Raw genomic sequence first — 23,337 nt, forward strand, 5'->3', positions numbered from 1 at the left:
CGCCGAAGCAGGCCGAAGGGCCTGACGGAAAATCGGCGAGCCAGGCCTCAGCGAGTGCCCCACTCCCACCGCGGTGTCGTCAGCAGACCGAGACCCTCGACACGCGTTTCGCCGAGGTCTTTGGCGAGCACCACCTCGGTGCCTCTCGCAGCGGCCGATCCGTCGCCGTCAGCGCCGTCGGGACCGTCATCGTCGCGTTCGTCGTCACCGGGTTCGTCGTCACCGGGTTCGTCACCCGGGTCTTCGTCACCCGGGTCTTCGTCATCGTCGGCGCCGAGCGGTCGCACGCCGAGCTGATCGATCAGCGGTCGCGCGTGCGAGACCACCACCACCTGCGAGCGCTTCGCAGCGAGCCGGATCAGCCGACCGAGAGCAGGCAGCAGTTGTGGATGCAGCGAGGTCTCGGGCTCGTTGAGCACCATCAGCTGGGGCGGCTCGATCGTGAGCAGCGCTGCCACCCACAGCAGGTAGCGCAAGGTGCCGTCGGACAGCTCCGCCGACCGCAACGGCCGCAGCATCCCCGGCTGATGCAGCGCCAGGTCGAACATCCCGTCGACGACCACGACCTCCAGGCGCGCGCCGTCGAAGGCATCGGCGACCGCGGCGTCGAGGTCGCCGAAACCGGCCTCCTTGATGGTCGCGACGGCTGCAGCGAGGTCCGCGCCATCATCGGCGAGGACCGGGGTCCGCGTGCCGACCTGAGGGCGTCGCGCAGGCGCTCCCGCATCGGCGCGGAATCCGTCGTAGAAGCGCCACGACCGGATCGCCGCGCGGACGGCATACAGCTCGGGCGACAGGGTCGGGTCGCCGAACTCGGTGAGCACGCTGCGGTATGCCGGGAACGACTTCGTCACCTGCCGCCATCCGCGGCCGTCACGCACTTCGACGACCTCGCGCAGCCGGCGCACCAAGGTGGAGCCGGGACGCATCACCGGCCCGCTGAAAATCACCTCGCGTTTGATCAGCGGGTCTCGGTCGAAGGCGGACGGCAGGCACTTGAACCGTTGCGGCAGGCCGAGATCGACCAGGTAGCCGAAGTCGTCGGAGGCGTAGCCGAGCTGCAGGCTGATCGGGCCATTGCGGACCGTCCCTTGGACCGGCGCGCCACGTCTCGCACCTGCCAATGACTCGGGCCCCGCCCAGAGCGCCGACGGCAGCCCACCTTCGTGAGCGAGCGCCGCAATGACACGGCCCTGGCCGCAATCGGACAACAGCCGCAGCGCCCGGTAGAGCGAGGATTTGCCGCTGCCGTTGGCCCCGGTGATCACCGTCAGCGGCGCCAACGGCAGCACGACGTCGCGCAGTGATCGGTAGCCGGAGACCGCCACAGTGGTGAGCATCCCGTCACGGTATTGCGGACCACTGACGGGCGTTGCGCTGACCACTTCCCCCTCACACTCACCTCTGGCCACAGTGATGCGGCAGAAATGACGATCAGTTGCGCCATGGGCGGGGTTACGCGTGGGTAATCGTCATCCCAGCCACACTCCGTTACCTCGCCCCGCCGCGATGTTCGACGCCAGGACAGGTATCACCGCCCCCACGACGAACATCGAACTGCCAGGCTCCGTGTCGAACGCGGCCGGTCAGACGTGCGACGTCAGCAGGCGCCGTGCAGACCCAGCTGAGCGCGGACGGTGGCCGGGGCGATGCCACAGCCGACGGCATACGTGCCCAGGTCACGCACCTGCCAGGTGGCTCCGACCTTGTGCAGCACAACCTGCGCCGGGTCGGTCTGGCCGTTGCGCGGTGTGGCGAGCGCGGCGGCCCACGACGTGTCGGACGACGCGAAGTGGATGTCGCTGACCGCGATGTCGGCGGGCTGGACCACACCGAGCAGCGGGCTGTGCAAGATCGCCGTCGTGATCGCGGCGTCGGTGGACCTGGTCGACGAGCCGGACCTGGTCGACGTGGTGGAGGTCGTACGCACATCGACCACGTGCACTTCGGTGGCGGTGGACGCGGTCTGCAGGTGGGCAGCGCTGCCGAGATCCTGCTGGACCCGCGGGCTGACCAGGTGAGACTGCGCCAGAACCGATGCGGTCCCGGCCGGCGCGAAGGCGACAGCACCGGCTCCGGCGAGAACCAGGGCTCCGGTGGCAACGAAGGAAGTGGTGCGGTTCATGCGTATCAATCCTTTCCGCGATCGAGAAGATCACAGTCCCCGAGTGGCTGCCGGCCCGTGTTGTGGCCGACACCGGGTATGACGCCGCTGCCCGCCGGTCGGTTGCTCCCTGTCTCACGACGTGATCGGATCGTGATGAAATCAGCACCATGGCCGCCATCGAGGTAGAAACGCTCGAACAACTGCTGCGACTGCTCGCGTCCGGCACGCCGCTGCGGGGAGCGCGCTTGCAGGATCTCGACCTCACCGGACTTGATCCCGCCCTGCTGGAACACGCCGACGTCGACAAGATGGTCGTGCTCGGCTGTGAACTGCCGCAACAACTGGACGAGCAACTGCGCGTGCGTGGTGCTCTGGTCTTCCCGCGCGAGGACAGGGTGCCCTTCGACCCGTGGCGGGCCGGGCTCTACACCGCGCGCGAGCTGTATGCCGATCCCACCGGCGAGGGGTACTCCGGAAGCCGCGATGCACGCACCTACCGATGGTCGCTGGATCCGCGCACCCGCAGCGACGTCTACGCCACCCTCCTGCAGGCGATCCACGACGACAGCATCGCCGACGCCTTGGCAGAGCTGGTGGATGGCCGACGAGTGGTCGGAGTGATGGGTGGGCACGCCCTCGATCGCGGGACCGCCGGGTATGCCGATGCTGCCCATCTCGGCCACACCCTCGCCGCCGACGGCGCGATCGTGGCCACCGGAGGTGGACCGGGCGCGATGGAGGCGGCGAACCTCGGCGCGCTCTTCGAGGACGCGACGGCCCTCGCCGCAGCGCTGGATGAGCTCGCCGGGGTGCCGTCGTTCCGGCCGAGCGTGGATGCCTGGGCGACGATCGCGTTCGGCATACGCGATCGGTTGGCTCAAGCTCAGCGGCCGGACGCGCCCAGCCTGGGTGTCCCGACCTGGTTCTACGGGCACGAGCCGCCGAACGTCTTCGCCGCGCACATAGCGAAATACTTCAGCAACGCACTGCGTGAAGACGCGTTGCTTGCCATCTGCACCGCCGGCATCGTGGTGCTGCCCGGTGCGGCCGGCACGGTGCAGGAGATCTTCCAGGCAGCGACCCGGCTGTTCTATGCAACGGAGTCCGACGGCCCGCTGCCACCATTGGTGTTGGTCGATGAACGCCACTGGCAGCAAGCGATTCCGGCGTGGGAACCACTGCGCTCACTTGCCGAGGGCCGGCCGATGCAGTCCGCGATCCACCTCGTCGGCACCGTCGACGAGGCTGCCGCGATCATCGCCGCGGGCTGACCCACGCCGCCTCCGGTGAACCAACCGCGTGACGGCGTCATGCAATTGCACCGCGGCGATCAACAAGGCGATGGCCACAATTCCGTCCAGCCACCAGTGGTTGGCGGTGGCGACGATGACAAAGACCGTCACGACGAAGTGCAGCACTGCGATGTACCGCCACTTGGACGTACTCACCCGCCAGGTGAACCAGCCCACCACAGATGCGAACAACACGTGCACCGAGGGCATCGCGCCGAGCGCATCCACCGAGAATCCGGCGTTGTAGACCGATTGACCGTAGAGCTCGGCCGTGTCGACGAAACCCGGCAGCAGCCGCGGCGGTGCGACCGGCATCAGCTGCACGATGAAGCAACCGAGCACCGCGATCGCCAGCGACGTGCGGATCCGCGGATACGCGTCGCGGTGCCGGACGTACAACCACACCAGGAAGATCCCCATGACGGTGAAGTGCATGGTGGCGTAATAGAGGTTCGCCAGACGCACCACATCCGGATGACCGAGGATGAGGTCCTGCACGTGCCGTTCGTTCGGCAGATGGATCGCGGTCTGAAAGCGTTCGATCCACCGGCCACGCGCGAGCGCATTGCCGCCGATGCTGATGTCGGGCTCCTGCACCAGCTGCCACACCGCGAACAGCACCGCGATGATCGAGCCCTCACGGCATACAGCACTCAGGCCCTGGAACCGGTGCCGCAGCACAAGCCAGCCCACCACCAGGACGGCCGCGAGCGCCAGAGCCTGACGCCAGTTGAGCATGAGGTTCGGCAGCGAACCGAACAGCAGGCCCTTCGCGTGGATCACGCGGTCGACGCGGCGAGTTGCCCGCAGGCCCCGTCGATGTCGGAGCCGCGTGTGTCGCGGATCGTCGTCGGTATGCCGTGGGCTCGCAGCCGCTCCACGAACTGCTGCTCGACGCCCTTGCGGGACGCGGTCCACTTCGACCCGGGCGTCGGGTTGAGCGGGATCGGGTTGACGTGCACCCAGCCCTTGCCGCGCGCGGCAAGCTTCTGGCCGAGCAGGTCGGCCCGCCATGCCTGGTCGTTGACGTCGCGGATCAGGGCGTACTCGATCGACACCCGACGGCCCGTCACATCGAAGTACCGGTATGCCGCATCGAGCGCCTCGTCGACCGACCATCGTGTGTTGATCGGCACGAGTTCGTTGCGCAGCTCGTCGTCGGGGGCGTGCAGCGACAGTGCCAGCGTGACGGGAATGCCTTCGGCTGCGAGCTTGTCGATGGCGGGAACGAGTCCGACGGTGGACATGGTGAGTCCGCGGGCCGACATACCCAGGCCGGCGGGCGGAGGTTCCGTCAGTCGGCGGATGGCGTTGACGGCCTGACGGTAGTTGGCCAGCGCCTCGCCCATGCCCATGAAGACGACGTTGGACACGCGCAGCGGTGTCTCGCGGGACTCCTCGTCGCCACCGGCCAGCGCGCCGTCGCGCAGCATCCGGGCACCGGCGACGACCTGCTCGACGATCTCGGCCGTCGACAGGTTGCGGGTCAGGCCCTCCTGCCCTGTCGCGCAGAACGGGCAGTTCATCCCGCAGCCGGCCTGGCTGGAGATGCACATCGTCACGCGTCCGGGGTACCGCATGAGCACCGACTCGACCAGCGCACCGTCGAACAACCGCCAGACCTGTTTGACGGTGCGACCGTCGTCCGCCTGCACCGACCGAATCGGCGTCATCAGCGAGGGCAGCATCGCGTCGACCAGCTCGTCACGTCCGGCTGCCGGCAGATCCGTCATCTGTGCGGGATCGCTGACGAACCGTTCGAAGTAGTGTGTGGACAGCTGCTTAGCGCGAAAACCCTTGTGCCCCAACGCTTCCACCGCCTCTTTGCGGCCGGCTTCGTCGAAGTCGGCCAGATGCTGCGGCGGCTTGCCCCGGCGCGGTGCAGCGAACGTCAGCTGCCCTGGCGCCGGACGAGTGGTGGGTTCAGGCAGGTCGGTCGGCATGGCGGAACCTCACTTCACCGCGACGAAAGGAGTCAGGACGGCCCACACCACCGGCACGGCCAGCAGCAGCGAGTCGAGGCGGTCCATCAGCCCGCCGTGGCCCGGGATGAGATTGCTCATGTCCTTGATGCCGAGGTCGCGCTTGATCATCGACTCGCACAGGTCGCCGACGGTGGCAGCCACGACGACCAGCGCACCGAGGATCGCGCCGACCCACCATCGTCCGTCGAGCACGAGCGACACCGAAAGCGCCCCGCCGATGACGCAGGCCGTGAATGATCCGGCGAAGCCCTCCCAGGACTTCTTCGGCGAGACGCTGGGCGCCATCGGGTGCCTGCCCGCGACCACTCCCACGGCATACCCGCCGATGTCGCTGCAGATCGTGACGAGAACGAAGACCACGATGCGGCCGGGACCGTCGGAGTTGTGCAGCAGCAGCATCGCGAACCCCACGAGAGCCGGCAGATAGAGCACCACCATCGCTCCCCCGGCGACATCGCGACGCAAGCCCTCCTCGTCGCCGAAGCTGCGCCAGACAAGCACCACGAGCACCGCCACGATGGCTGAAAACGCCAGGGCCGGTGCGCCCCACAGGTAGGCGATCAACGGCACGACCGCCGCAGCCGTCAGGGTCGGGATCAACGGCGGGTGGATGCGGCCGTTGCTCATCGCGCGAACCACCTCGAAGCAGCCGATCACAGAGGCGGCCATGGCGACCGCGACGAAGATCTCCTTCACCAGGAAGAGGCTGAGTATGACGATGGCCCCGAGCAGCACTCCCACGCCGATCGCGGCATACAGATTGCGGCCGGCGCGCGGAGTGGGATTGGTGCTCTCAGCTCCCGGCCGGCCGGCGGCCGCCTCGGCAGGCGCGACGACGGGCTGCGGCATACTGCTGGACTTCGAGCGCGCGGCTCGCGCCTCGCGGGCAGCCCGGCGGGAGGTGGGTTCGGACATGGTGGGATGCGCGAGCACGCCTCAGACTGAGAGGAGCTCGGCCTCCTTGCCCTTCAACAGGTCGTCGACGGCGTCGACGTGACGCTTGGTGACGGCCTCGAGCTCCTTCTCGGCGCGGCTGCCTTCGTCCTCGCCCACGTCACCGTCCTTGACGGCCTTGTCGATGTCTTCCTTGGCCTTGCGACGGACGTTGCGGATCGACACCTTGGCGTCCTCGCCCTTCTGACGGGCGATCTTGATGTAGTCCTTGCGGCGCTCCTCGGTCAGCGCCGGCAGCACGATGCGGATGAGGTTGCCGTCGTTGCTGGGGTTGACGCCCAGGTCGCTTTCGCGCAACGCCTTCTCGATGCCGGCCATCGCGCCCTTGTCGAAAGGCTGGATCAGCACGGTGCGCGCCTCGGGTGTCTGGAAGGACGCGAGTTGCTGTAACGGGGTCGGCGCGCCGTAGTAGTCGACAGTCAGCTTGTTGAACATGGCGGCACTGGCCCGGCCGGTGCGGATGGCTGCGAAGTCCTCCTTGGCGACCTCGACCGCCTTCTCCATCTTTTCCTCTGCCTCGAACAGACTCTCGTCGATGCTGCCGTCCATGTTTCGCGCTGACTCCTCGTGATGCCCCACTGAGGGGACGTGATGGTGGTGGATCCCTGTGGACCGGATGCCGATCCGATCCGGTCAGGTCGTGACCAGAGTTCCGATCTTCTCACCTTGCAGGGCACGGGTGATATTTCCCTCGCCCTCCATGCCGAAGACGCGCATCGGCAGGTCGTTCTCCATGCAGAGACTGAACGCTGCAGCATCGACGATGCGCAGGTTCTGGGCGAGCGCATCGGAGAAGGTGACGGTGTCCAGCTTGGTGGCCGACGGGTCGATCTTCGGGTCTGCGGTGTAGACGCCGTCGACGCCACTCTTGGCGATCAGCACCATGTCGCACTTGATCTCGAGCGCGCGCTGGGCGCTGACGGTGTCGGTGGAGAAGAACGGCATACCGGCGCCGGCGCCGAAGATCACGACGCGGTGCTTCTCAAGGTGACGCATCGCCCGGCGGGGAATGTAGGGCTCGGCGACCTGCCCCATCGTGATGGCGGTCTGCACACGGGTGTCGATGCCTTGCTTCTCCAGGAAGTCCTGCAAGGCAAGGCAGTTCATGACTGTGCCGAGCATGCCCATGTAGTCCGCGCGGGTGCGGTCCATGCCCTTGGTCTGCAGTTCCGCGCCGCGGAAGAAGTTGCCACCACCGATCACGACGGCGATCTCGACGCCGGATCGGGCCGCGGCCGCGATCTGCTCGGCGACACCACGCACGACGTCGGGCGCGAGGCCGACCTGGCCCCCACCGAACACCTCGCCGGACAGTTTCAACAGGACCCGCAAGGGGTTCTCGGACTGGTTCGGGGCGAGGGTCATCGCGGCCTCCCGGCGGTGTGGTCAAGGTGAGCTGCGGTCGGTAGATCCTGCCACAGCCAGATCCGCGTTCCCTGCGCCCCCGTCGGCGAACCCCACCCGAAGGTAGGGATCACGGACCCGAAACCCCATTTCGAGGAGGCAGCCGAACATACTGAAACTATGGACCAATCCAGCCCCGCCACGGCCACCGGCCGCCAGAGCGCCGCAGATGCCCAGGACCACAAACTTCGCAGAGAGCTCGGATTCTGGTCACTCGTGGCCGCGGGAGTCGGAAGCGTCATCGGCTCGGGGTGGTTGTTCTCCTCGATGTATGCCGCCCAGGACGCCGGCCCCGCCGCACTGATCGCCTGGGTCATCGCCGGTGCACTGATGCTGATGATCGCGCTGGTCTTCGCCGAACTCGGCATGGTGCGCCCCGAGTCCGGTGGCCTGGTCCGTTATCCGCTCTACTCGAACGGCCGCCTCGCCGCCAGCATCATCGGCTGGGCCATGTGGCTGTCGTATGTTGCCAACCCGCCCAGTGAGGCGTCGGCGGTGGTGCAGTACGCCTCCAAGTGGTGGCACGGGGTGTACTCGGCAAAGACCTCCAAGCTCACGGCCCTTGGCACCTTCGTCGCGGTCGTGCTGATGGCGCTGTTCGTGGTCGTCAACTACTTCGGCGTGAAGTGGTTCGCCAAGTCCAACAACATCGTGACCGCGGTCAAACTCGGCATCCCCGTCATCACGGTGGTGCTGCTGCTTGCCAGCGGCTTCGGCGCCAACAGCAAGGCCGGTGGGTTCTCCCACAACTTCAGCGCGCACGGCTTCGCGCCATACGGCATCTCGGCAGCCTTCAGCGCCATCGCATCCGGCGGCCTGATCTTCGCCTACACCGGTTTCCGCAATGTCATCGAGCTGTCCGGTGAGGCATCCAATCCGCGGCGGGACATCCCGCGCGCGATGGTCGTCACCATCGTGTTCAGCATCGTGCTCTACATCTGCCTCCAACTGGGATACCTCGGCTCGCTGCCGGGCAGTGAACTGGCCCATGCGGCCGGCTGGAACGGCGTGAATCTGGATTCACCCTTTGCCGACCTGGCCAAGATGCTCGGTTTCACCTGGTTGTCGTGGTTGCTGATCGCCGACTCGTCGATCTCGCCGTCCGGCTCCGGCATCGTCTACACGGCGGCGAATGCCCGCAACGTCTTCGGCCTGGCGAAGAACGGCTTCTTCCCGCGCGCGGTGATGAAGGTCAGCGACCGCACCGGTGTGCCTGTCGTGGCGATGCTGGTCAACTTTGTGCTCGGCGCCGGCCTCATCGTGCTCCTGCCCAGCTGGCACGACATCGTCGAGGTGCTCAGTGCTCTCGCCGCACTGACCTTCTCGATCGGCTCGATCTCGGTGCTGGTGTTCCGCAACGTCGGACTGGGCGGGTCCGCCACCCGACTGCGCGGTATGACGATCATCGCGCCGCTGGCGTTCGCCGTCGCCTCACTGGTGATCGTCTGGCAGCCGTGGGACACCCTGTGGAAGACGTTGATCCCGATCGGGGTGGGGCTGGCGTGGTTCGCTGCGAGCTTCGCGATCGGTGAGCGCAACAAGGGCGACCTGGCGGGCGGCCTGTGGCTGGTCGTCTACATCGCCTTCATCTACGGCGTGGGGGCGCTGGGCAGTTTCGGTGGCGCCGACATCATCCCCGCGCCGTGGGATTCGGTCGTGGTGGCGGTCGGCGCAGTTCTTCTCTACTTCTGGGGAGTGCGCGCGGGCACGACATATCTGTCGAACCATCACGAGCTGCTGGTGGTGCTCAAGGAGCGAGAAGGCGATGACACCGACATCATCGCCAAAACGCAGCGACCGCAGGGCTGATCTGGACCACAACCGCACCACAGCACCGCAATAGGTTTCGACACGACTTGACAGTCGTACAAACCTGCTGTGATATTAGCCTCAACGAGCTGGCTCGGCATCGCAATGGTTCAGATTTGGACAGGTGGCCAGTACGCTAGCCTGACGTGAGGCGATGCCATCTGGCTCGGCCTGAAGGGGAATCCATTACATGCCACGTCCAACAATTGCGGACATCGCCCGCGAAGCCGGCGTGTCCAAAGGGGCAGTGTCGTTCGCCCTCAACGGCCAGCCGGGCGTCAGCAGCGAGACCCGCGCGCGGATCGTGGCCATTGCAGACCGCATGCACTGGCGCCCCCACAGCGCTGCTCGTGCTCTTGGTCGTTCCAACACCCAATTGGCCGGCCTCGTGACGGCTCGGCCACGCCGCACGCTGGGCGTCGAGCCGTCCTTCTCGCAGATCTTCTCAGGGGTGCAGTCACGTCTGTCGCTGGAGGGAATCGGCCTGCAGTTGACGATCGTGGAAGATCTCGACAGCGAAATCGCGACCTACCGCGACTGGGCGGCAGAACACCGCGTCGACGGCGTCGTGCTGATGGACCTCACGATCGCCGATCCTCGCCTGGACGAACTCCAGCGATTGGGTCTTCCGGCGGTGGCGCTCGGCGGGCGGTCCGCCGGCCACAGCATCAACGCCGTGACTCTCGACGAGAGTGCCGCCATGACCTCCATCATCGAATACCTCGCAGCCATCGGCCATCGCCGGTTCCATCACATCAGCGGACCGCGGCAGTTGCACAGCACCGAGGACCGGGTCTCCGCCCTCGCCGCAGCCGGCGCGGCGCTCAACCTACAGACACAGGTGACTGCGACAGACGGCACCGGCACCGACGCCACCCGGGCCACCCGAGCCGCCCTGTCCTCCCACGACCGACCGACGGCACTCATCTTCGACAACGACATCATGGCATTCGCCGGGCTCGCCGTGGCCGTCGAGATGGGAGCCGCCGTCCCCGGGGATGTATCCATCGTGTCGTTCGAGGACTCGGCTCTGGCCAAGTTGATGCACCCGGGGATCACCGCTTTGAGTCGGGATTCTTTCGCATTGGGCGAAATTCTCGCCGATAACTTGATCAAGTCCATTAAGCACCCCGAAATTCACACACAGATTGCGGCCCCACTGCCCCACCTGATCGTTCGAGAAAGCACAGCTGCAATTCGATAGCGACATATTCGTCGCTGCAACACGCAGCTGAAGCGCAGCACAAGGCGCGATGACGTGACCCCCGCCGTCGCTGCACACTGTCGGCCCCGTCCGGTCCCAGCAGGGCGGGCTGGTGAAGTCGCAAAACGCAAGGAAGGGCTCACGGCATCTGCCGTGAGCCCTTCCTTGCGAGTTGTCTGTCTCGGTGGCTGTCCGGTCAGACGCCGACCTTGAATCGCGCGAAACCGGACACGGACGTGCCGGCCTCATCGGCGACCTTCTTGACGGTCTTCTTCGGGTCCTTGGCGAACGGCTGCTCCAGCAGGACGTTCTCCTTGAAGTAGCCGTTGACGCGACCTTCGATGATCTTCGGCAGTGCCGCCTCCGGCTTGCCTTCTTCCTTGGCGGTGGCCTCGGCGACGCGACGCTCGTTCTCCACGGTCGCGGCGTCGACGTCCTCGCGGGTCAGCACGGTGGGGCTGAACGCGGCGACGTGCATTGCGATGTCGCGCGCGGTCTGCTCGTCGCCACCGTCGACGGCCACGAGCACGCCGATCTGCGCAGGCAGGTCGGGGCTGGTCTTGTGCAGGTAGGACACGACCTTGTCGCCTTCGAGGCGGGCCACCCGGCGCACTTCGATCTTCTCGCCGATCGTCGCGTTGGCCTCGTCGAGGACCTCCTTGACGGTCTTGCCGTCAAGCTCCGAGTTCAGCAGCGCCTCGGCATCGGCGGCCTCGACCGCAACCGCCTGCGCCAGAACGCGGTCGGCGAGCGCGACGAACTTCTCGCCCTTGGCGACGAAGTCGGTCTCGCAGTTGACCTCGACCAGGGTGCCGACGTTGCCGTCGACCTGTGCAGCGACCAGACCGTTGGAGGCCGAACGGCCCTCACGCTTGGTCACGCCCTTCAAGCCCTTGACCCGCAGGATCTCGGTGGCCTTGGCCTGGTCGCCGTCGGCCTCGTCGAGAGCCTTCTTGACGTCGAGCATGCCGGCGCCGGTCTGCTCGCGCAGTGCCTTGATGTCAGCGGCGGTGTAGTTGGCCATGTGTGTACTTCGCTCCTTCGCGAACGTGCTTGTCGTTGTTCGGCCCGTATGCCGGTGCGACCCCCGCCTCGCGGCATACGGTCGCTCCCGGCATACGGGCCGTCGAGGTTCGTGCGTGGATCAGGCGCCGGCGATTTCTTCGGCGGCCTTCTCGGTGGCCTTGGCCACCGCGGCCTGCTCGGCCGGGTCGACCACGTCAGCGGCGGCGGTCGCGTCAGCGGCAGCGGCCGTCGAGGTCGGGCCGGTCTCGACGTCGGTCTTGGCGGCAGCGTCCTCGGAACCGAGCAGTTCGCGCTCCCATTCGGCCATCGGCTCGGCAGCTGCGCCCTCGGTCTGCTCACCGGAGCGGCCCTGCGAGCGAGCGATGAGACCCTCGGCCACAGCGTCGGCGACCACACGGGTCAGCAGGGTGACCGAACGGATCGCGTCGTCGTTGCCCGGGATCTTGTAATCGACCTCGTCGGGGTCGCAGTTGGTGTCCAGGATCGCGATGACCGGGATGTTGAGCTTGCGGGCCTCGGTGACAGCCAGGTGCTCCTTCTTGGTGTCGACGACCCACACCGCGGAGGGGACCTTCGCCATGTCGCGGATACCGCCGAGGGTGCGCTCCAGCTTGTCCTTCTCGCGCTTGAGCACGAGGAGTTCCTTCTTGGTGCGACCGGAGCCGGCGACGTCGTCGTAGTCGATCTCCTCAAGCTCCTTCAGGCGTGCCAGACGCTTGTGCACCGTGTTGAAGTTGGTGAGCATGCCGCCGAGCCAGCGGTGGTTGACGTAGGGCATGCCGACGCGGGTGGCCTGCTCCTGAATCGACTCCTGAGCCTGCTTCTTGGTGCCGACGAAGAGCACCGTGCCACCGTGAGACACGGTCTGCTGGATGAACTCGAAGGCGTCAGCGATGTAGGTCAGCGACTGCTGCAGGTCGATGATGTAGATGCCATTGCGCTCGGTGAGGATGAAGCGCTTCATCTTGGGGTTCCAGCGACGGGTCTGGTGCCCGAAGTGGACGCCGCTCTCCAGGAGCTGGCGGGTGGTGACGACGGCCATGCCGAGGTCCTTCCTTGGTGGTTTCCAGTTGTTCTGCGCAGCCGACCCGTTGCCGACTGCACACCTGGCGCCCCGATGAGCCCCGACCGGCGACCGGCTGGCCGACGGACTGCGGAGGTCCACCCCGGCACGAGTGCCGGTCTGAGACGCGCGAATTCGACCCATGGCCACACCTGCGGACAGGATCTGACACGGGTCGTGTGAACAAGTCTACGGATCGAGGCGCCGCCGCGCGAATCCGTGGTGGACTGGCCCGATGGACTCCCCTCTCACCTCCCGCATGCGCGGTTTCGGCGCGACGATCTTCGGCGAGATGTCGGCCCTCGCCGCACGCACCGGCGCCATCAACCTGGGGCAGGGTTTTCCGGACACCGACGGCCCGGCCGAGGTGCTGGCAGCCGCGCACGCTGCCATCGACAGCGGCGGCAATCAATACCCGCCGGCGATCGGCCTCCCGCGACTGCGCCAGGCGATCGTCGAGCACCAGCGCCGGTTCTACGACGTGCGCCTCGACGCAGACAGCCAGGTGCTCGTCACGGTAGGGGCCACCGAGGCGATCGCCTCCGCCATACTCGCGCTGTGTGAGCCTGGCGACGAGGTGGTGACCTTCGAGCCGTATTACGACTCGTACGCCGCCTGCATCGCCCTCGCCGGGGCGGTGCGCCGCACGAGCATGCTGCGGTTCCCCGATTTCGCGGTCGACGAGGAGTCGTTACGGGCAGCGTTTTCGGCGCGCACGCGACTGGTGCTGCTCAACACCCCGCACAACCCGACCGGCAAGGTCTTCTCCCCCACCGAACTCGCCCTCATCGCCGACCTTGCCCGCGAGCACGACGCGATCGTGGTCACCGACGAGGTCTACGAGCACCTGATCTTCGACAGCATCCAGCACGTGCCGATGGCCACGCTGCCGGGAATGTTCGAGCGCACGCTGACGATCAGCTCGGGCGGCAAGACGTTCTCGACGACGGGCTGGAAGGTCGGCTGGCTGACCGGTCCTGAGGCGCTCGTCCGTGCGTGCCTGACCGTCAAACAGTTCCTCACGTATGTCGGCAGTGGCCCCTTCCAGCCGGCCATCGCGGTCGGGCTGGGCCTGGACGACTCGTACTTCCGGCAGGTCGCGCAGGATCTGCAGCGCAAGCGTGGGTTGCTGACGCAGGGGCTGGTCGACGCCGGTCTCTCCGTGAGCAGTCCAGCCGGCACCTACTTCGTCATCGCCGACGCCGCCGCCTTGGGCGCGACGGATGCGGTGGAATTCTGCTGGCGGCTGCCCGAGCTGTATGGCGTGGTCGGCGTGCCTGTGTCGGTCTTTTGTGACGACAAGGATGCCGCGCGGACGCTGGTGCGTTTCGCTTTCTGCAAACGCGACGAGGTGCTGACAGAAGCGGTTCGGCGGCTCTCGTCCGGCGGCGGCGCATCCTCGTGACGATCGGAAGGCTCGTGCCGGTCGGCTACCGCACTCGTTGAGAAATCGTGCCCGCCGTGCACCGGCGAAACCGGCCCTGGCATGCGCGTCACCCTTCCACAACCTCCGTGGCTGTCGAGCGCCATCCACAACACGCGGTCTCGACCGGTGACCCTGACCGCCGTTCACGACCAGGCTCTGGGACATGCATCCCCTGCCTGTCGCGCTTCAGGCCTTCGCGCTGGTCATCTCCACCGCCACGGCCGTCACCGGCATCGCCACCGGTGATCCCGCCCTCCCGACCCGCGGCCTGCCGGGCCAGGCCGGAGTGCCGCCGCTCATCCGCGCGGCCGATGACCGTGGCCGGCCCGCTCCATCGCGAGGTTTCGTGTGGCCGCTGGATCCGGTCCCGGCCGTCGTCCGCGAATTCGAGGCACCGCCGCAACCGTGGGCTGCGGGCCACCGCGGAGTGGACCTGTCGGCAGAGGCGGGTCAGCAGGTGCGCGCGGCAGGCGCGGGTGTTGTGTCGTACTCCGGTACCATCGTCGGCCGTGGTGTCGTGGCAGTCACCCACGCCAACGGGTGGAAGACGACCTACGAGCCGGTCGATCAGCGGGTTCCCACAGGCACGCACGTCGCAGCGGGCGACCCGATCGGCGTCATCGCCACGGCTCCGGCACATTGCGCGCCCCGAGCTTGTCTGCACTGGGGCCTGCTCATCGCTGCGGACGTCTATCGAGATCCGTTGACGCTGGTGAAGATCGGGCGACCCATCCTGCTGCCGCTCGGTTGAGACCTCGGGAGGGCGATAACTCCGGCGATGACTCTCGTGTGCCAGCTTCGGGGATGGGTGCCGGACGCCGTCGGAGCTGGTGGGACCCGGGACGCCTCCGCGTCAGGCACGGGGATGCGCTTGTGCGAACGAGCGGCGCAATCGCTCCACTGACACGTGCGTGTAGACCTGGGTCGTCGACAGGCTCGCGTGACCGAGGAGTTCCTGCACGGTCCGGATGTCTGCGCCGCCTTCCAGGAGATGGGTGGCGGCGCTGTGCCGCAGCCCGTGCGGACCCATGTCCGGTGCTCCCGGCACGTGCGCGACCATCGTGTGAACGGCCTCGCGGACCGTCCGCGGGTCGACGCGGCGGCCCCGGCGGCCGAGGAAGAGCGCCGCTCCGGACTCGGTGGTGACCAGGCGTGGACGTCCACTGCTGAGCCAGTGCTCCACCGCTGTCGCAGCGGGCCGCCCGAAGGGCACGGTGCGCTCTTTGTCGCCCTTGCCGACGACACGCATGATCAGGTCGTGCCGATCGAGGTCGTCGATGTCGAGGCCGACCAACTCGCCCACCCGGATGCCACCGGCATACAGCAGCTCCATCATCGCTCGGTCGCGGATGTGCACCGGATCGTCGTCGTCGGCGGCGACTGCGGCGACGTCGAGCACACTCGTCGCCTGGTCCTGGCGCAGCACGCCAGGCAGCGTCTTGGAACGTTTGGGCGCGATGAGGCGCAGCGACGGATCCTTCGGGCAAGAGCCCGCGCGGGTGGCCCACCCGAAGAACCCGCGAGCGGCAGCGGAACGGCGCGCCATGGTCGACCGGCTCGCGCCGGAAGCATCCAGCCAGGCCAGCCATGCACGCAGATCCGCCAGCCGCACCTCCTGCCAGCTGTCGGTCCCCCTCTCGTGCACGAACTGCGCCAGCGAGCGCAGATCCACCAGATACCCCCGGATCGTGTGCTCCGAGCGGCCGAGCTCGAGCCGCAGATGACGCTCGTATGCCGCAATGAGGTCGTCGCCGTCAAGCGTGGATGCGGTCACCAGGTCAGGTTAGCCACGGCCACAGCCAGGTGCGGGGACGCTCGGCCTGACTGCACGGGCGCCGACGCGGGGCGACCGAAACCGGGCCGTCACACCCGCTGACGACGGCGCCACCCGGGCCCCGCCCGCTCGACGAGGCCGTCGGCGCCCAGCACCGCAAGAGCCCGAAGCACCTCGCGCCCGGTCATGCCCGCGCTGGCGGCGAGCCGTTCGACGCTCGTGCCACGCACCACCGGCATCGCGTTGAGCAACCGCTGCTGTTCCGTCGGCAGCGTGTCGAACAGCGTTGGTGCAGCGCGTTTGTCCGGCGCGCAGTCGTCGCCGATCGCACCGAAGAGGTCGGCGCACTCCTCCGCGTCGCCGACGAGCACGGCCTTGTTGTCCCTGATCAGCTTGTTGGTGCCGGCGCTGGCGGGCGAGGTGACCGGCCCCGGAACCGCGCCGACGACGCGTCCGATGTCGTCGGCCTCCCGCGCTGTCGACAGTGACCCGGACCGCAGGTTCGCCTCGACGACGAGTGTTCCGGCGGTGAGCGCGGCGATCAACCGGTTGCGGGACAGGAAACGTTGCCGCTGGGGAGACCAGCCTGGCGGTTGCTCGGTGATCAGAACCCCGTCGACCATGACTTGCTCCAAGAGTTCGGTGTTGGCGACCGGGTAGAGCCGATCGATGCCACCGGCCATCGCCGCGATCGTGCGACCCCCTGCCGCGAGGGCCCCGCGGTGGCTGGCCGCATCGATGCCGAAGGCGCCGCCCGACACGACAGTGAAACCCGAACCGGCGAGGTTCATGGCGATGTCAGCGGCCACGTGCGTGCCGTATGCCGTGGCGGCGCGTGAGCCCACCATCGACAGGCTGCGGCCTTGAACCAGTTCGTCCAGATGACCGCGCCCGCGCAGCCACAGGCAGAACGGTGGGTCTCTCAGATCATCGAGCGACGTCGGCCACTCGTCGTCGCACGGCAGAACCACGCGTGCACCAAGCCGGGCCGTTGTGGCCACGATCGCGTCGAGTTCAAGGGTGCCGAGTCGTGCCTGGCAGCGGTCGAACTTGCCCTGCCAGTTGGTGCGCACCATCTCCCAGGCGGTGAAGACATCGACGCCCCGCAGAATCGGCATCAGCTGCTTGTCCGCTGCCTCGACCGTGTTGGCGAGCGCCAGCCGCACAGCCAGCTGCGCGTCGCGATCGCGAGCAAGGTCTGCTCGCGATGACCTGTCATTGACCTCGAAGGCAACGCCTGCCGCCTGGGCGGCGGTGTGGTCGTCGACACCTGGGCGGTCATCGACGACCCGGTGATCGGCGGGGTCGTCGTGGGCAGACTGCACGGGATGTTCCTCCCCAGGTCTCACGGTGCTCATGCCGCAGCCCTCGAATCGCGAAGGCCCAGTGCTTCACGCACATGTGTCAGCGTCGGCGCCGCGGCCGAGTCGAGGTCTGCGATGGTCCATGCCACCCGCAGGCAGCGGTCGTACCCGCGCAGGGTGATGGACCCGGACTCCATGGCCATGTCCAACGGCCGGGTCACTGCGGGCGGCAGTCGCCAGGTGCCGGACCTCAGCGCAGGTCCCGGGACCTGGCTGTTCATCCGCCAGCCGTGTTGCTTCCAGCGAGTCGATTGACGCAGCCGCGCCTTCCGCACACGTGCCGCCACCTCGTCGGTCGACTCGCCGCGGGGACTGGACAGCGTCGCCCGTGTCACCGGCAGAAGTTGCAGCTGGACGTCGACGCGATCCAGCAGCGGTCCCGACATACGGCTCAGATAGGTCCGGCGGATCTGCGGAGCACACGTGCAACCACTGCCCGTGCCGTAGTTGCGTCCGCAAGGGCACGGGTTGGCGGCGAGCACCAGCTGGAATCGCGCCGGGTAACTGACAACGCGGTCGGCCCGCGCCACGTTGATGACACCGGCTTCGAGCGGCTGGCGAAGAGCGTCGAGCACATCACGACGGAACTCGGGCGTCTCGTCCAGGAAGAGCACGCCGCAGTGGGCGCGGGATGCCGCACCCGGTCGCACGCGCCCGGACCCGCCGCCCACGATCGAGGGCATCGATGCGCCGTGGTGCGGTGCGACGAAGGGCGCGTGTTCGATGAGTGCGCTGTCGCCGAGGGCGCCGAGCACCGAGTGAATCGCTGTCACCTCCAGTGCCTGGGTGCGGTCGAGCCGTGGCAGCAGACCGGCGAGACGTTCGGCGACCATCGTCTTGCCAGCGCCGGGTGGACCGACCATCGCCATGTGGTGGCCGCCGGCGGCAGCGACCTCCAGGGCATAACGCGCCTCCTCCTGGCCGACCACATCGGCCAGGTCCGGCGCCTGGTGCGGCTGCTGATGGCCGGCCACCGGCTCCGGGAGATCCGGGAGCGGTTTGCCCTTGCGCTGGCAGCGGTAGCGCTCGACGAGAGCACCGAGAGTATCCATCGGGATCACCGTCACGTCCGGCACGAGCCGGGCCTCGGTGGCATTGGCCACCGGAACCACGACCGTGCGGTGACCCGCCTGAGCGGCGGCGAGCACCGCAGGCAGCACCCCGTGAAGCGCTCTGATCGACCCGTCGAGGCCGAGTTCGCCCAGGTGCACCGTGTCGCCGACCGTCGCCGGGTCCACCACGCCTCCGGAGGCCAGCGCAGCGACAGCAATCGCCAGGTCGAAGCCGGACCCCTGTTTGGGCAGCGAGGCCGGCGACAGGTTGACGGTGATTCGCTGACGCGGCAGCTGCAGCCCGGAGTTCGAGGCGGCAGCCCGCACGCGGTCCGGCGCCTGACGGCAGGCGGCATCCGGCATCCCGCTCACGACAAATGCAGGCAGCCCGGAGGTGACGTCGGCCTCGACCTCGACCACTCGGCCCTCGATACCGGTCACCGCGATGCTCAGCGTGCGACCCAGGGTCACGGCGTCACATCCCGCACGTGACGCAGGCTCATCGGCCCGCTCGGTGGACGAAGCACGCCGATCACGTCGATCCGCACCGCTCCCGCACCGATGGGATGGTCGGCCAGCCACCGGGAGGCGAGCACCCGCAGCCGTCGCGCCTTGACCGGGGTGACCGCGTCAACGGGCGAGCCGAAGAACTCGGTGGTGCGGGTCTTGACTTCGACCACCACGACGCAGTCGCCGTCGACCGCGATCAGGTCGATCTCGCCGTCCCGGCAGCGCCAGTTGCGTTCGACCACCTGCATACCGCCGGACCGCAGGTGCCGGGCCGCGACGTCCTCACCCCACCGGCCGAGTTCCGCCTTGGTCAGCGACAGCCTGGTCGTCGGTCGACCCTGCCCGGATGGCGCGGATGCGCCAGATGTGTCTGTGGCTGCCGGTTGTCTGGATGGACTGCCCATCGTCGATCACCTCCGTGACAACGATGCGCGGAGCGGCATACAGCACGGACGGTCTGTGCCTTGATCTGTGGACGAGCGCGCTCCGCAGAGGGTCCTGTGGACGGCCGACTCGCGGACTCAGTCAGGCAGCTCGATCTCGCGAGCGGGCAGTTCTTCGACGTTGACGTCCTTGAACGTGATCACGCGGACGTTCTTGACGAAGCGCGCCGGCCGGTAGACATCCCACACCCAGGCGTCGGTCATCCGGACGTCGAAGAAGACCTCCGAGCCTTCGCCGCGCACCTGCAGGTCGACCTCGTTGCACAGGTAGAACCGGCGCTCGGTCTCGACCACATGGCTGAACAGGCCCACCACATCACGGTATTCGCGATACAGCGAGAGCTCCTGCTCGGTTTCGTACTTCTCGAGGTCTTCCGCGCTCACACCAGTTCCTTCCAGGGCGATTCCAGGCCCACGCTACTCGCCGATGCGGCACCGTTGTCACCCGTCGAGCCTGTCGCGAGCCCACCGTCCTCCGACTCGACCACGAAGCGCCGCCACGACCGGCGGTGCAGCTCGCACGGCCCGTGCGCATCCAACGCCGCGAGATGGTCGGGGGCGGAGTAGCCCTTGTTGCCGGCCCAGTTGTAGTGCGGGTGGTCGTCATGGAATTGGACGAGCATCCCGTCGCGCTCGACCTTGGCCAGCACCGACGCAGCCGCGACCGAGGAACACTTCATGTCCCCCTTGATCAGCGTCATCACCGGCGGCACCGGCGGCGCGTCGTCGAGCATCCCCAGCAGGCCGACCTTGGCCGGATCGGTCAGCCAATCGAAGTTGCCGTCCAGGATGATCACGTCGGGTATGACGCTGAGCCCGGCCAGGGCACGCAGCCCCGCCATACGCAACGCTGCCATGATCCCGACGTCGTCGATCTCCTGCGCACTGGCGTGACCGACCGCGTAGTCAAGCGCCCAGCGCCGCACCGCTGGCACCATCCGCTCGCGCATCGCCGGGGACAGCAACTTGGAGTCCTTGACACCCTGAGGCACGGTGCGCGTGGCCTCGTCGATCACGACGACACCGACCGAGACCGGGCCGGCGAGCGCGCCGCGACCGACCTCGTCCATGCCGGCGACCAGGCGGTGACCATCCCGTTGCAACGATCGCTCGACCCGCAGACTCGGGCGGGTGCTCCGAGGCCGCGCCTGCGTCACGGGTTCGGCACCTTGGCGAACACGTAGGCGTAACTCTTGAGCGCCTGGATCCGGTCGATCGGCCACGCGATCGCGACCACCTGGCCGCTGATGTCCTTCATCGGCACCGAGCCCAGACGTCCGCCGGAGCCGTCGTCGTGGGCGCGGGAGTCAGCCGAGTCGCCACGGTTGTCGCCCATCACCCACACCTCGCCGGCCGGGACGGTGATGTTGAACGGGATCTCGCTGGGCGCGTTGCTGCCGATGTAGGGCTCACTGATTGCCACGCCGTTGACCATGAGCTCGCCGTTGGCAGAGCAGCACTTCACGTGGTCGCCGGGCATCCCGATGATGCGTTTGACGATGTGATCGCCACCGCCGGGCAGGATGCCGAGGAACTCCAGCGCGTCCCGCACGATCTTCTTGTATTCCGGCGTGTGGTCGGCCGGAGTGTCGGATGCCCACGACGGCGGCGCCTCGAAGACGATGACATCACCGCGGTGCAGCGGCGAGTGCTGCGGAGTGAACTTGCTGACCAGGATCCGGTCGCCGATGTCGAGGGTGTTCTCCATCGACGCCGACGGAATGTAATACGGCTGTACCACGAAGGTTTTCACCAGGAACGACAGCCCGAGCGCGATGACCACGATGATGACCAGTTCGCGTACGAACGAGCCACGCGACTGTTTCTTCGCCGGTGGGGTGGCATCCTCCGGTATGGCGCCCGGCGCCAGCTCCGCGGTCTGATCCGGCTCCTGCGCTGCAGGTCCGTCGTCGGGGCGTTGGGAGGTCATGGTTCAGGCACCCTGTCGAATGTCGATGAGAAGTTGCTGAGCCAGGACATCCTGTCAAGCGGCCAGACGATGGCCACAGCCCGGCCGACGATGTCCTTCTCGGGCACCGATCCGGTCGCGCCGGTGCCGTTGTCGTGGAAGCGAGAGTCCGCCGAGTCGCCGCGATGGTCACCCATCACCCACACGTCCCCCGGCGGGACGGTGATGTTGAACTGCACCTGGTCGGTGCCGCCACCGGGATAGATGTAAGGCTCGTTGAGGCCGACACCGTTGACGGTGATCTGGCCGGCGGCATTGCAGCAGCGCACGTGATCGCCAGGCAGCCCGATCACCCGCTTGATCAGGTGGTCGTCCCCTGCGGGATAGAGCCCGACGAACTGCAGACCTTCGATGAGCAGGCCGCTGAGGCCGCTGTGCTTCTGCACGGGCGTGTCGAGCCAGCCGCCCGGGTCCTTGAACACGATGACGTCGCCGCGCTTGAGCGAGAAGACACCCGGTGTCAGCTTGCTGACGATGACCCGGTCACCGGGCACGAGAGTGTTCTCCATCGACCCGGACGGGATCCAGAACGGCTGGAAGAGGAACGTCTTGACGATGAGCGAGAGCACGAGGGCCACCACCACGACGACGGACAGTTCGCGCACAGCCCCGAAGAACCGTCGCGCCGGAGACTTCAGCACCGTGTCGTGCTCCTCATCCTCCTGGGGACCCGGGGTGCCAGACGCGTTCACCGGGTGAAAGACCGCTGTCTGGTCCACACCCGGAGCATCCTGGCGAGGTGGTGCCTGATCGACACTGCCGACCGCAGCCACATCGCTGCGGCGCATCTCCAGGGTGGCCTCCGGATCGACGGGCGGTTCAGGTTGCCCGGCCTTGCCGGGCTGCCCAGGCAAGCGGTGTCGCTCTGAGGTCACGAGTGGAGTCTCCCCCATGAGGCTGTCGGCCAGTAGCGCACAGTGACCTTTCCCACGATCGTGTCGATCGGCACCATGCCGCCGCCGGGATCCCCCAGATGAGCTCGTGAATCGTCGGAGTCCGGTCTGTTGTCGCCCATGACAAAGACGTCTCCGGCGGGAACCACGACATCGAAGGGTACGGTGCTCGCCTGCATGCCGCGCGGCAGGTACGGCTCGGGCTCGGTCACACCGTTGACCTGCAGGGTTCCGCTCTTGCCCACGACCAGATGATCGCCGGGCAAACCGACGATGCGCTTGACGTAGAGGTCCTCTTCCGGCCGGAAGCCGACGAGATTGCCGAGCCACTGCATCCAGCCGGCAATTCCGGTGGGCGATGCCTGTCCCGGATGGCTGAACACGTCGGTGCCGTTGAAGACGACGATCTCGCCGCGGTGCACATCATGGGCGTCGATCTTCCACACCACGATGCGATCGCCCGGGCGCAGCGTCGGTTCCATCGACGCCGACGGGACGGTGAACGTCTCGAAGACCAGGCCGTGCAGCAGCACGATCGCGGCGAGTGCCGCGAGCGCCGCCACCAGCCATCGTCTGCGCGACCGTCGTCCGGGCACAGAAATGCCCGACGGCGGGACCTCTGCGGAGGTCGTGCCGTCGGGCATCTCGTGGGAAAGCGAGCGTCAGGCCTGGGTGGCCACGGCGTCGCGCTTCTCCTTGATCTTGGCGGCCTTGCCGCGCAGGTCACGCAGGTAGTAGAGCTTGGCGCGACGGACGTCACCGCGAGTCGCAACCTCGATCTTGTCGATCACCGGGGTGTGCAGCGGGAAGGTGCGCTCGACACCGACACCGAAGCTGACCTTGCGGACGGTGAAGGTCTCGCCCACGCCGCCACCGTGGCGGCGGATGACGACGCCCTGGAAGACCTGGACGCGGGAGCGGGTTCCTTCGATGACCTTCACGTGCACCTTGACGGTGTCACCGGCGCGGAAGGCCGGAATGTCGTCGCGCAACTGCGCGGCGTCGATGGCGTCGAACTTCTGCATGATGCTTCTTCCTCGTGGCGCCACAGGCCGCCACCGT

At 67.5% G+C, this 23,337-nt stretch carries 24 protein-coding genes; 5 read left to right on the top strand and 19 right to left on the bottom strand.

Annotated elements, in window-relative coordinates:
• Positions 1 to 47 precede the first annotated feature (47 nt).
• Positions 48 to 1,340: an AAA family ATPase gene (locus tag BKA23_RS09540; RefSeq protein ID WP_145227522.1), complete on the bottom strand. Its 1,293-nt coding sequence runs from the start codon at positions 1,338 to 1,340 to the stop codon at positions 48 to 50.
• Between the two features lie 260 nt (positions 1,341 to 1,600).
• Positions 1,601 to 2,125, bottom strand: a complete 525-nt coding sequence (locus BKA23_RS09545) for a hypothetical protein (RefSeq protein WP_145227523.1) — start codon at positions 2,123 to 2,125, stop codon at positions 1,601 to 1,603.
• Between the two features lie 149 nt (positions 2,126 to 2,274).
• Here BKA23_RS09545 and BKA23_RS09550 point away from each other — a divergent pair, with 149 nt between their 5' ends.
• Complete coding sequence (locus BKA23_RS09550) at positions 2,275 to 3,378, top strand: LOG family protein (RefSeq protein WP_145227524.1); 1,104 nt, start codon at positions 2,275 to 2,277, stop codon at positions 3,376 to 3,378.
• On the opposite strand, the gene BKA23_RS09555 is transcribed toward BKA23_RS09550, so the two are convergent.
• The 5 genes from BKA23_RS09555 to pyrH form a co-directional block, all read right to left on the bottom strand.
• Entirely contained in the window at positions 3,292 to 4,182 is an 891-nt protein-coding gene (locus BKA23_RS09555) for a phosphatase PAP2 family protein (protein WP_145227525.1), read from the bottom strand. The genes BKA23_RS09550 and BKA23_RS09555 overlap by 87 nt on opposite strands.
• Entirely contained in the window at positions 4,179 to 5,342 is a 1,164-nt protein-coding gene (gene rlmN / locus BKA23_RS09560; RefSeq protein WP_145227526.1) for a 23S rRNA (adenine(2503)-C(2))-methyltransferase RlmN, read from the bottom strand. The genes BKA23_RS09555 and rlmN overlap by 4 nt, the downstream gene beginning before the upstream one ends.
• Positions 5,343 to 5,351: 9 nt before the next feature.
• Entirely contained in the window at positions 5,352 to 6,299 is a 948-nt protein-coding gene (locus BKA23_RS09565) for a phosphatidate cytidylyltransferase (RefSeq protein ID WP_246104547.1), read from the bottom strand.
• 21 nt (positions 6,300 to 6,320) lie between these two features.
• Positions 6,321 to 6,887 carry a ribosome recycling factor gene (gene frr, locus BKA23_RS09570; RefSeq protein WP_145227527.1) on the bottom strand — a complete coding sequence of 189 codons (567 nt, stop codon included), beginning with the start codon at positions 6,885 to 6,887 and terminating at the stop codon, positions 6,321 to 6,323.
• Between the two features lie 84 nt (positions 6,888 to 6,971).
• Positions 6,972 to 7,703, bottom strand: a complete 732-nt coding sequence (gene pyrH, locus BKA23_RS09575) for a UMP kinase (RefSeq protein ID WP_145227528.1) — start codon at positions 7,701 to 7,703, stop codon at positions 6,972 to 6,974.
• Between the two features lie 159 nt (positions 7,704 to 7,862).
• On the opposite strand from pyrH, the gene BKA23_RS09580 reads away from it, so the two are divergent.
• Entirely contained in the window at positions 7,863 to 9,551 is a 1,689-nt protein-coding gene (locus tag BKA23_RS09580; protein ID WP_145227529.1) for an APC family permease, read from the top strand.
• Positions 9,552 to 9,741: 190 nt separating this feature from the next.
• Complete coding sequence (locus BKA23_RS09585; protein WP_145227530.1) at positions 9,742 to 10,755, top strand: LacI family DNA-binding transcriptional regulator; 1,014 nt, start codon at positions 9,742 to 9,744, stop codon at positions 10,753 to 10,755.
• A gap of 196 nt (positions 10,756 to 10,951) precedes the next feature.
• Here BKA23_RS09585 and tsf read toward each other — a convergent pair whose 3' ends face one another.
• Positions 10,952 to 11,779 (bottom strand): translation elongation factor Ts, encoded by an 828-nt coding sequence (tsf, locus tag BKA23_RS09590; RefSeq protein ID WP_145227531.1) that lies wholly within the window; start codon positions 11,777 to 11,779, stop codon positions 10,952 to 10,954.
• Positions 11,780 to 11,899: 120 nt separating this feature from the next.
• Positions 11,900 to 12,823, bottom strand: a complete 924-nt coding sequence (gene rpsB / locus BKA23_RS09595) for a 30S ribosomal protein S2 (RefSeq protein WP_145227532.1) — start codon at positions 12,821 to 12,823, stop codon at positions 11,900 to 11,902.
• Between the two features lie 256 nt (positions 12,824 to 13,079).
• Between rpsB and BKA23_RS09600 the strand changes: the two genes are divergently transcribed.
• Both BKA23_RS09600 and BKA23_RS09605 read left to right on the top strand, forming a co-directional pair.
• Positions 13,080 to 14,249 carry a pyridoxal phosphate-dependent aminotransferase gene (locus BKA23_RS09600; RefSeq protein WP_145227533.1) on the top strand — a complete coding sequence of 390 codons (1,170 nt, stop codon included), beginning with the start codon at positions 13,080 to 13,082 and terminating at the stop codon, positions 14,247 to 14,249.
• A 184-nt stretch (positions 14,250 to 14,433) separates the two neighbouring features.
• A complete protein-coding gene (locus BKA23_RS09605) occupies positions 14,434 to 15,021 on the top strand; it encodes a M23 family metallopeptidase (RefSeq protein WP_145227534.1) in 588 nt (195 codons plus the stop codon).
• Between the two features lie 102 nt (positions 15,022 to 15,123).
• Here BKA23_RS09605 and BKA23_RS09610 read toward each other — a convergent pair whose 3' ends face one another.
• The 10 genes from BKA23_RS09610 to rplS all read right to left on the bottom strand — a co-directional run bounded on the left by BKA23_RS09610 (position 15,124) and on the right by rplS (position 23,300).
• Entirely contained in the window at positions 15,124 to 16,044 is a 921-nt protein-coding gene (locus tag BKA23_RS09610) for a tyrosine recombinase XerC (RefSeq protein ID WP_246104548.1), read from the bottom strand.
• 89 nt (positions 16,045 to 16,133) lie between these two features.
• Positions 16,134 to 17,369 carry a DNA-processing protein DprA gene (gene dprA, locus BKA23_RS09615; protein WP_170226446.1) on the bottom strand — a complete coding sequence of 412 codons (1,236 nt, stop codon included), beginning with the start codon at positions 17,367 to 17,369 and terminating at the stop codon, positions 16,134 to 16,136.
• Positions 17,370 to 17,398: 29 nt separating this feature from the next.
• A complete protein-coding gene (locus tag BKA23_RS09620; RefSeq protein WP_145227537.1) occupies positions 17,399 to 18,931 on the bottom strand; it encodes a YifB family Mg chelatase-like AAA ATPase in 1,533 nt (510 codons plus the stop codon).
• The gene (locus tag BKA23_RS09625) at positions 18,928 to 19,374 is read right to left on the bottom strand and encodes a YraN family protein (RefSeq protein ID WP_145227538.1); all 447 of its coding nucleotides are present in this window, start codon (positions 19,372 to 19,374) and stop codon (positions 18,928 to 18,930) included. Before BKA23_RS09625 ends, BKA23_RS09620 begins: the two co-directional genes overlap by 4 nt.
• A gap of 117 nt (positions 19,375 to 19,491) precedes the next feature.
• Entirely contained in the window at positions 19,492 to 19,797 is a 306-nt protein-coding gene (locus tag BKA23_RS09630) for a DUF2469 domain-containing protein (RefSeq protein ID WP_145227539.1), read from the bottom strand.
• Positions 19,794 to 20,570: a ribonuclease HII gene (locus BKA23_RS09635; RefSeq protein WP_246104549.1), complete on the bottom strand. Its 777-nt coding sequence runs from the start codon at positions 20,568 to 20,570 to the stop codon at positions 19,794 to 19,796. The genes BKA23_RS09630 and BKA23_RS09635 overlap by 4 nt, the downstream gene beginning before the upstream one ends.
• Positions 20,567 to 21,343, bottom strand: a complete 777-nt coding sequence (gene lepB / locus BKA23_RS09640; protein WP_145227540.1) for a signal peptidase I — start codon at positions 21,341 to 21,343, stop codon at positions 20,567 to 20,569. Before lepB (BKA23_RS09640) ends, BKA23_RS09635 begins: the two co-directional genes overlap by 4 nt.
• Positions 21,340 to 22,257 carry a signal peptidase I gene (lepB, locus tag BKA23_RS09645; protein ID WP_246104550.1) on the bottom strand — a complete coding sequence of 306 codons (918 nt, stop codon included), beginning with the start codon at positions 22,255 to 22,257 and terminating at the stop codon, positions 21,340 to 21,342. Before lepB (BKA23_RS09645) ends, lepB (BKA23_RS09640) begins: the two co-directional genes overlap by 4 nt.
• Entirely contained in the window at positions 22,254 to 22,919 is a 666-nt protein-coding gene (lepB, locus tag BKA23_RS09650) for a signal peptidase I (RefSeq protein ID WP_145227541.1), read from the bottom strand. The genes lepB (BKA23_RS09645) and lepB (BKA23_RS09650) overlap by 4 nt, the downstream gene beginning before the upstream one ends.
• Before the next feature lie 18 nt (positions 22,920 to 22,937).
• Entirely contained in the window at positions 22,938 to 23,300 is a 363-nt protein-coding gene (gene rplS / locus BKA23_RS09655) for a 50S ribosomal protein L19 (protein WP_145227542.1), read from the bottom strand.
• Positions 23,301 to 23,337 lie beyond the last annotated feature (37 nt).

Origin of the sequence: Rudaeicoccus suwonensis (assembly GCF_007829035.1) — a bacterium.
GTDB lineage: Bacteria > Actinomycetota > Actinomycetes > Actinomycetales > Dermatophilaceae > Rudaeicoccus > Rudaeicoccus suwonensis.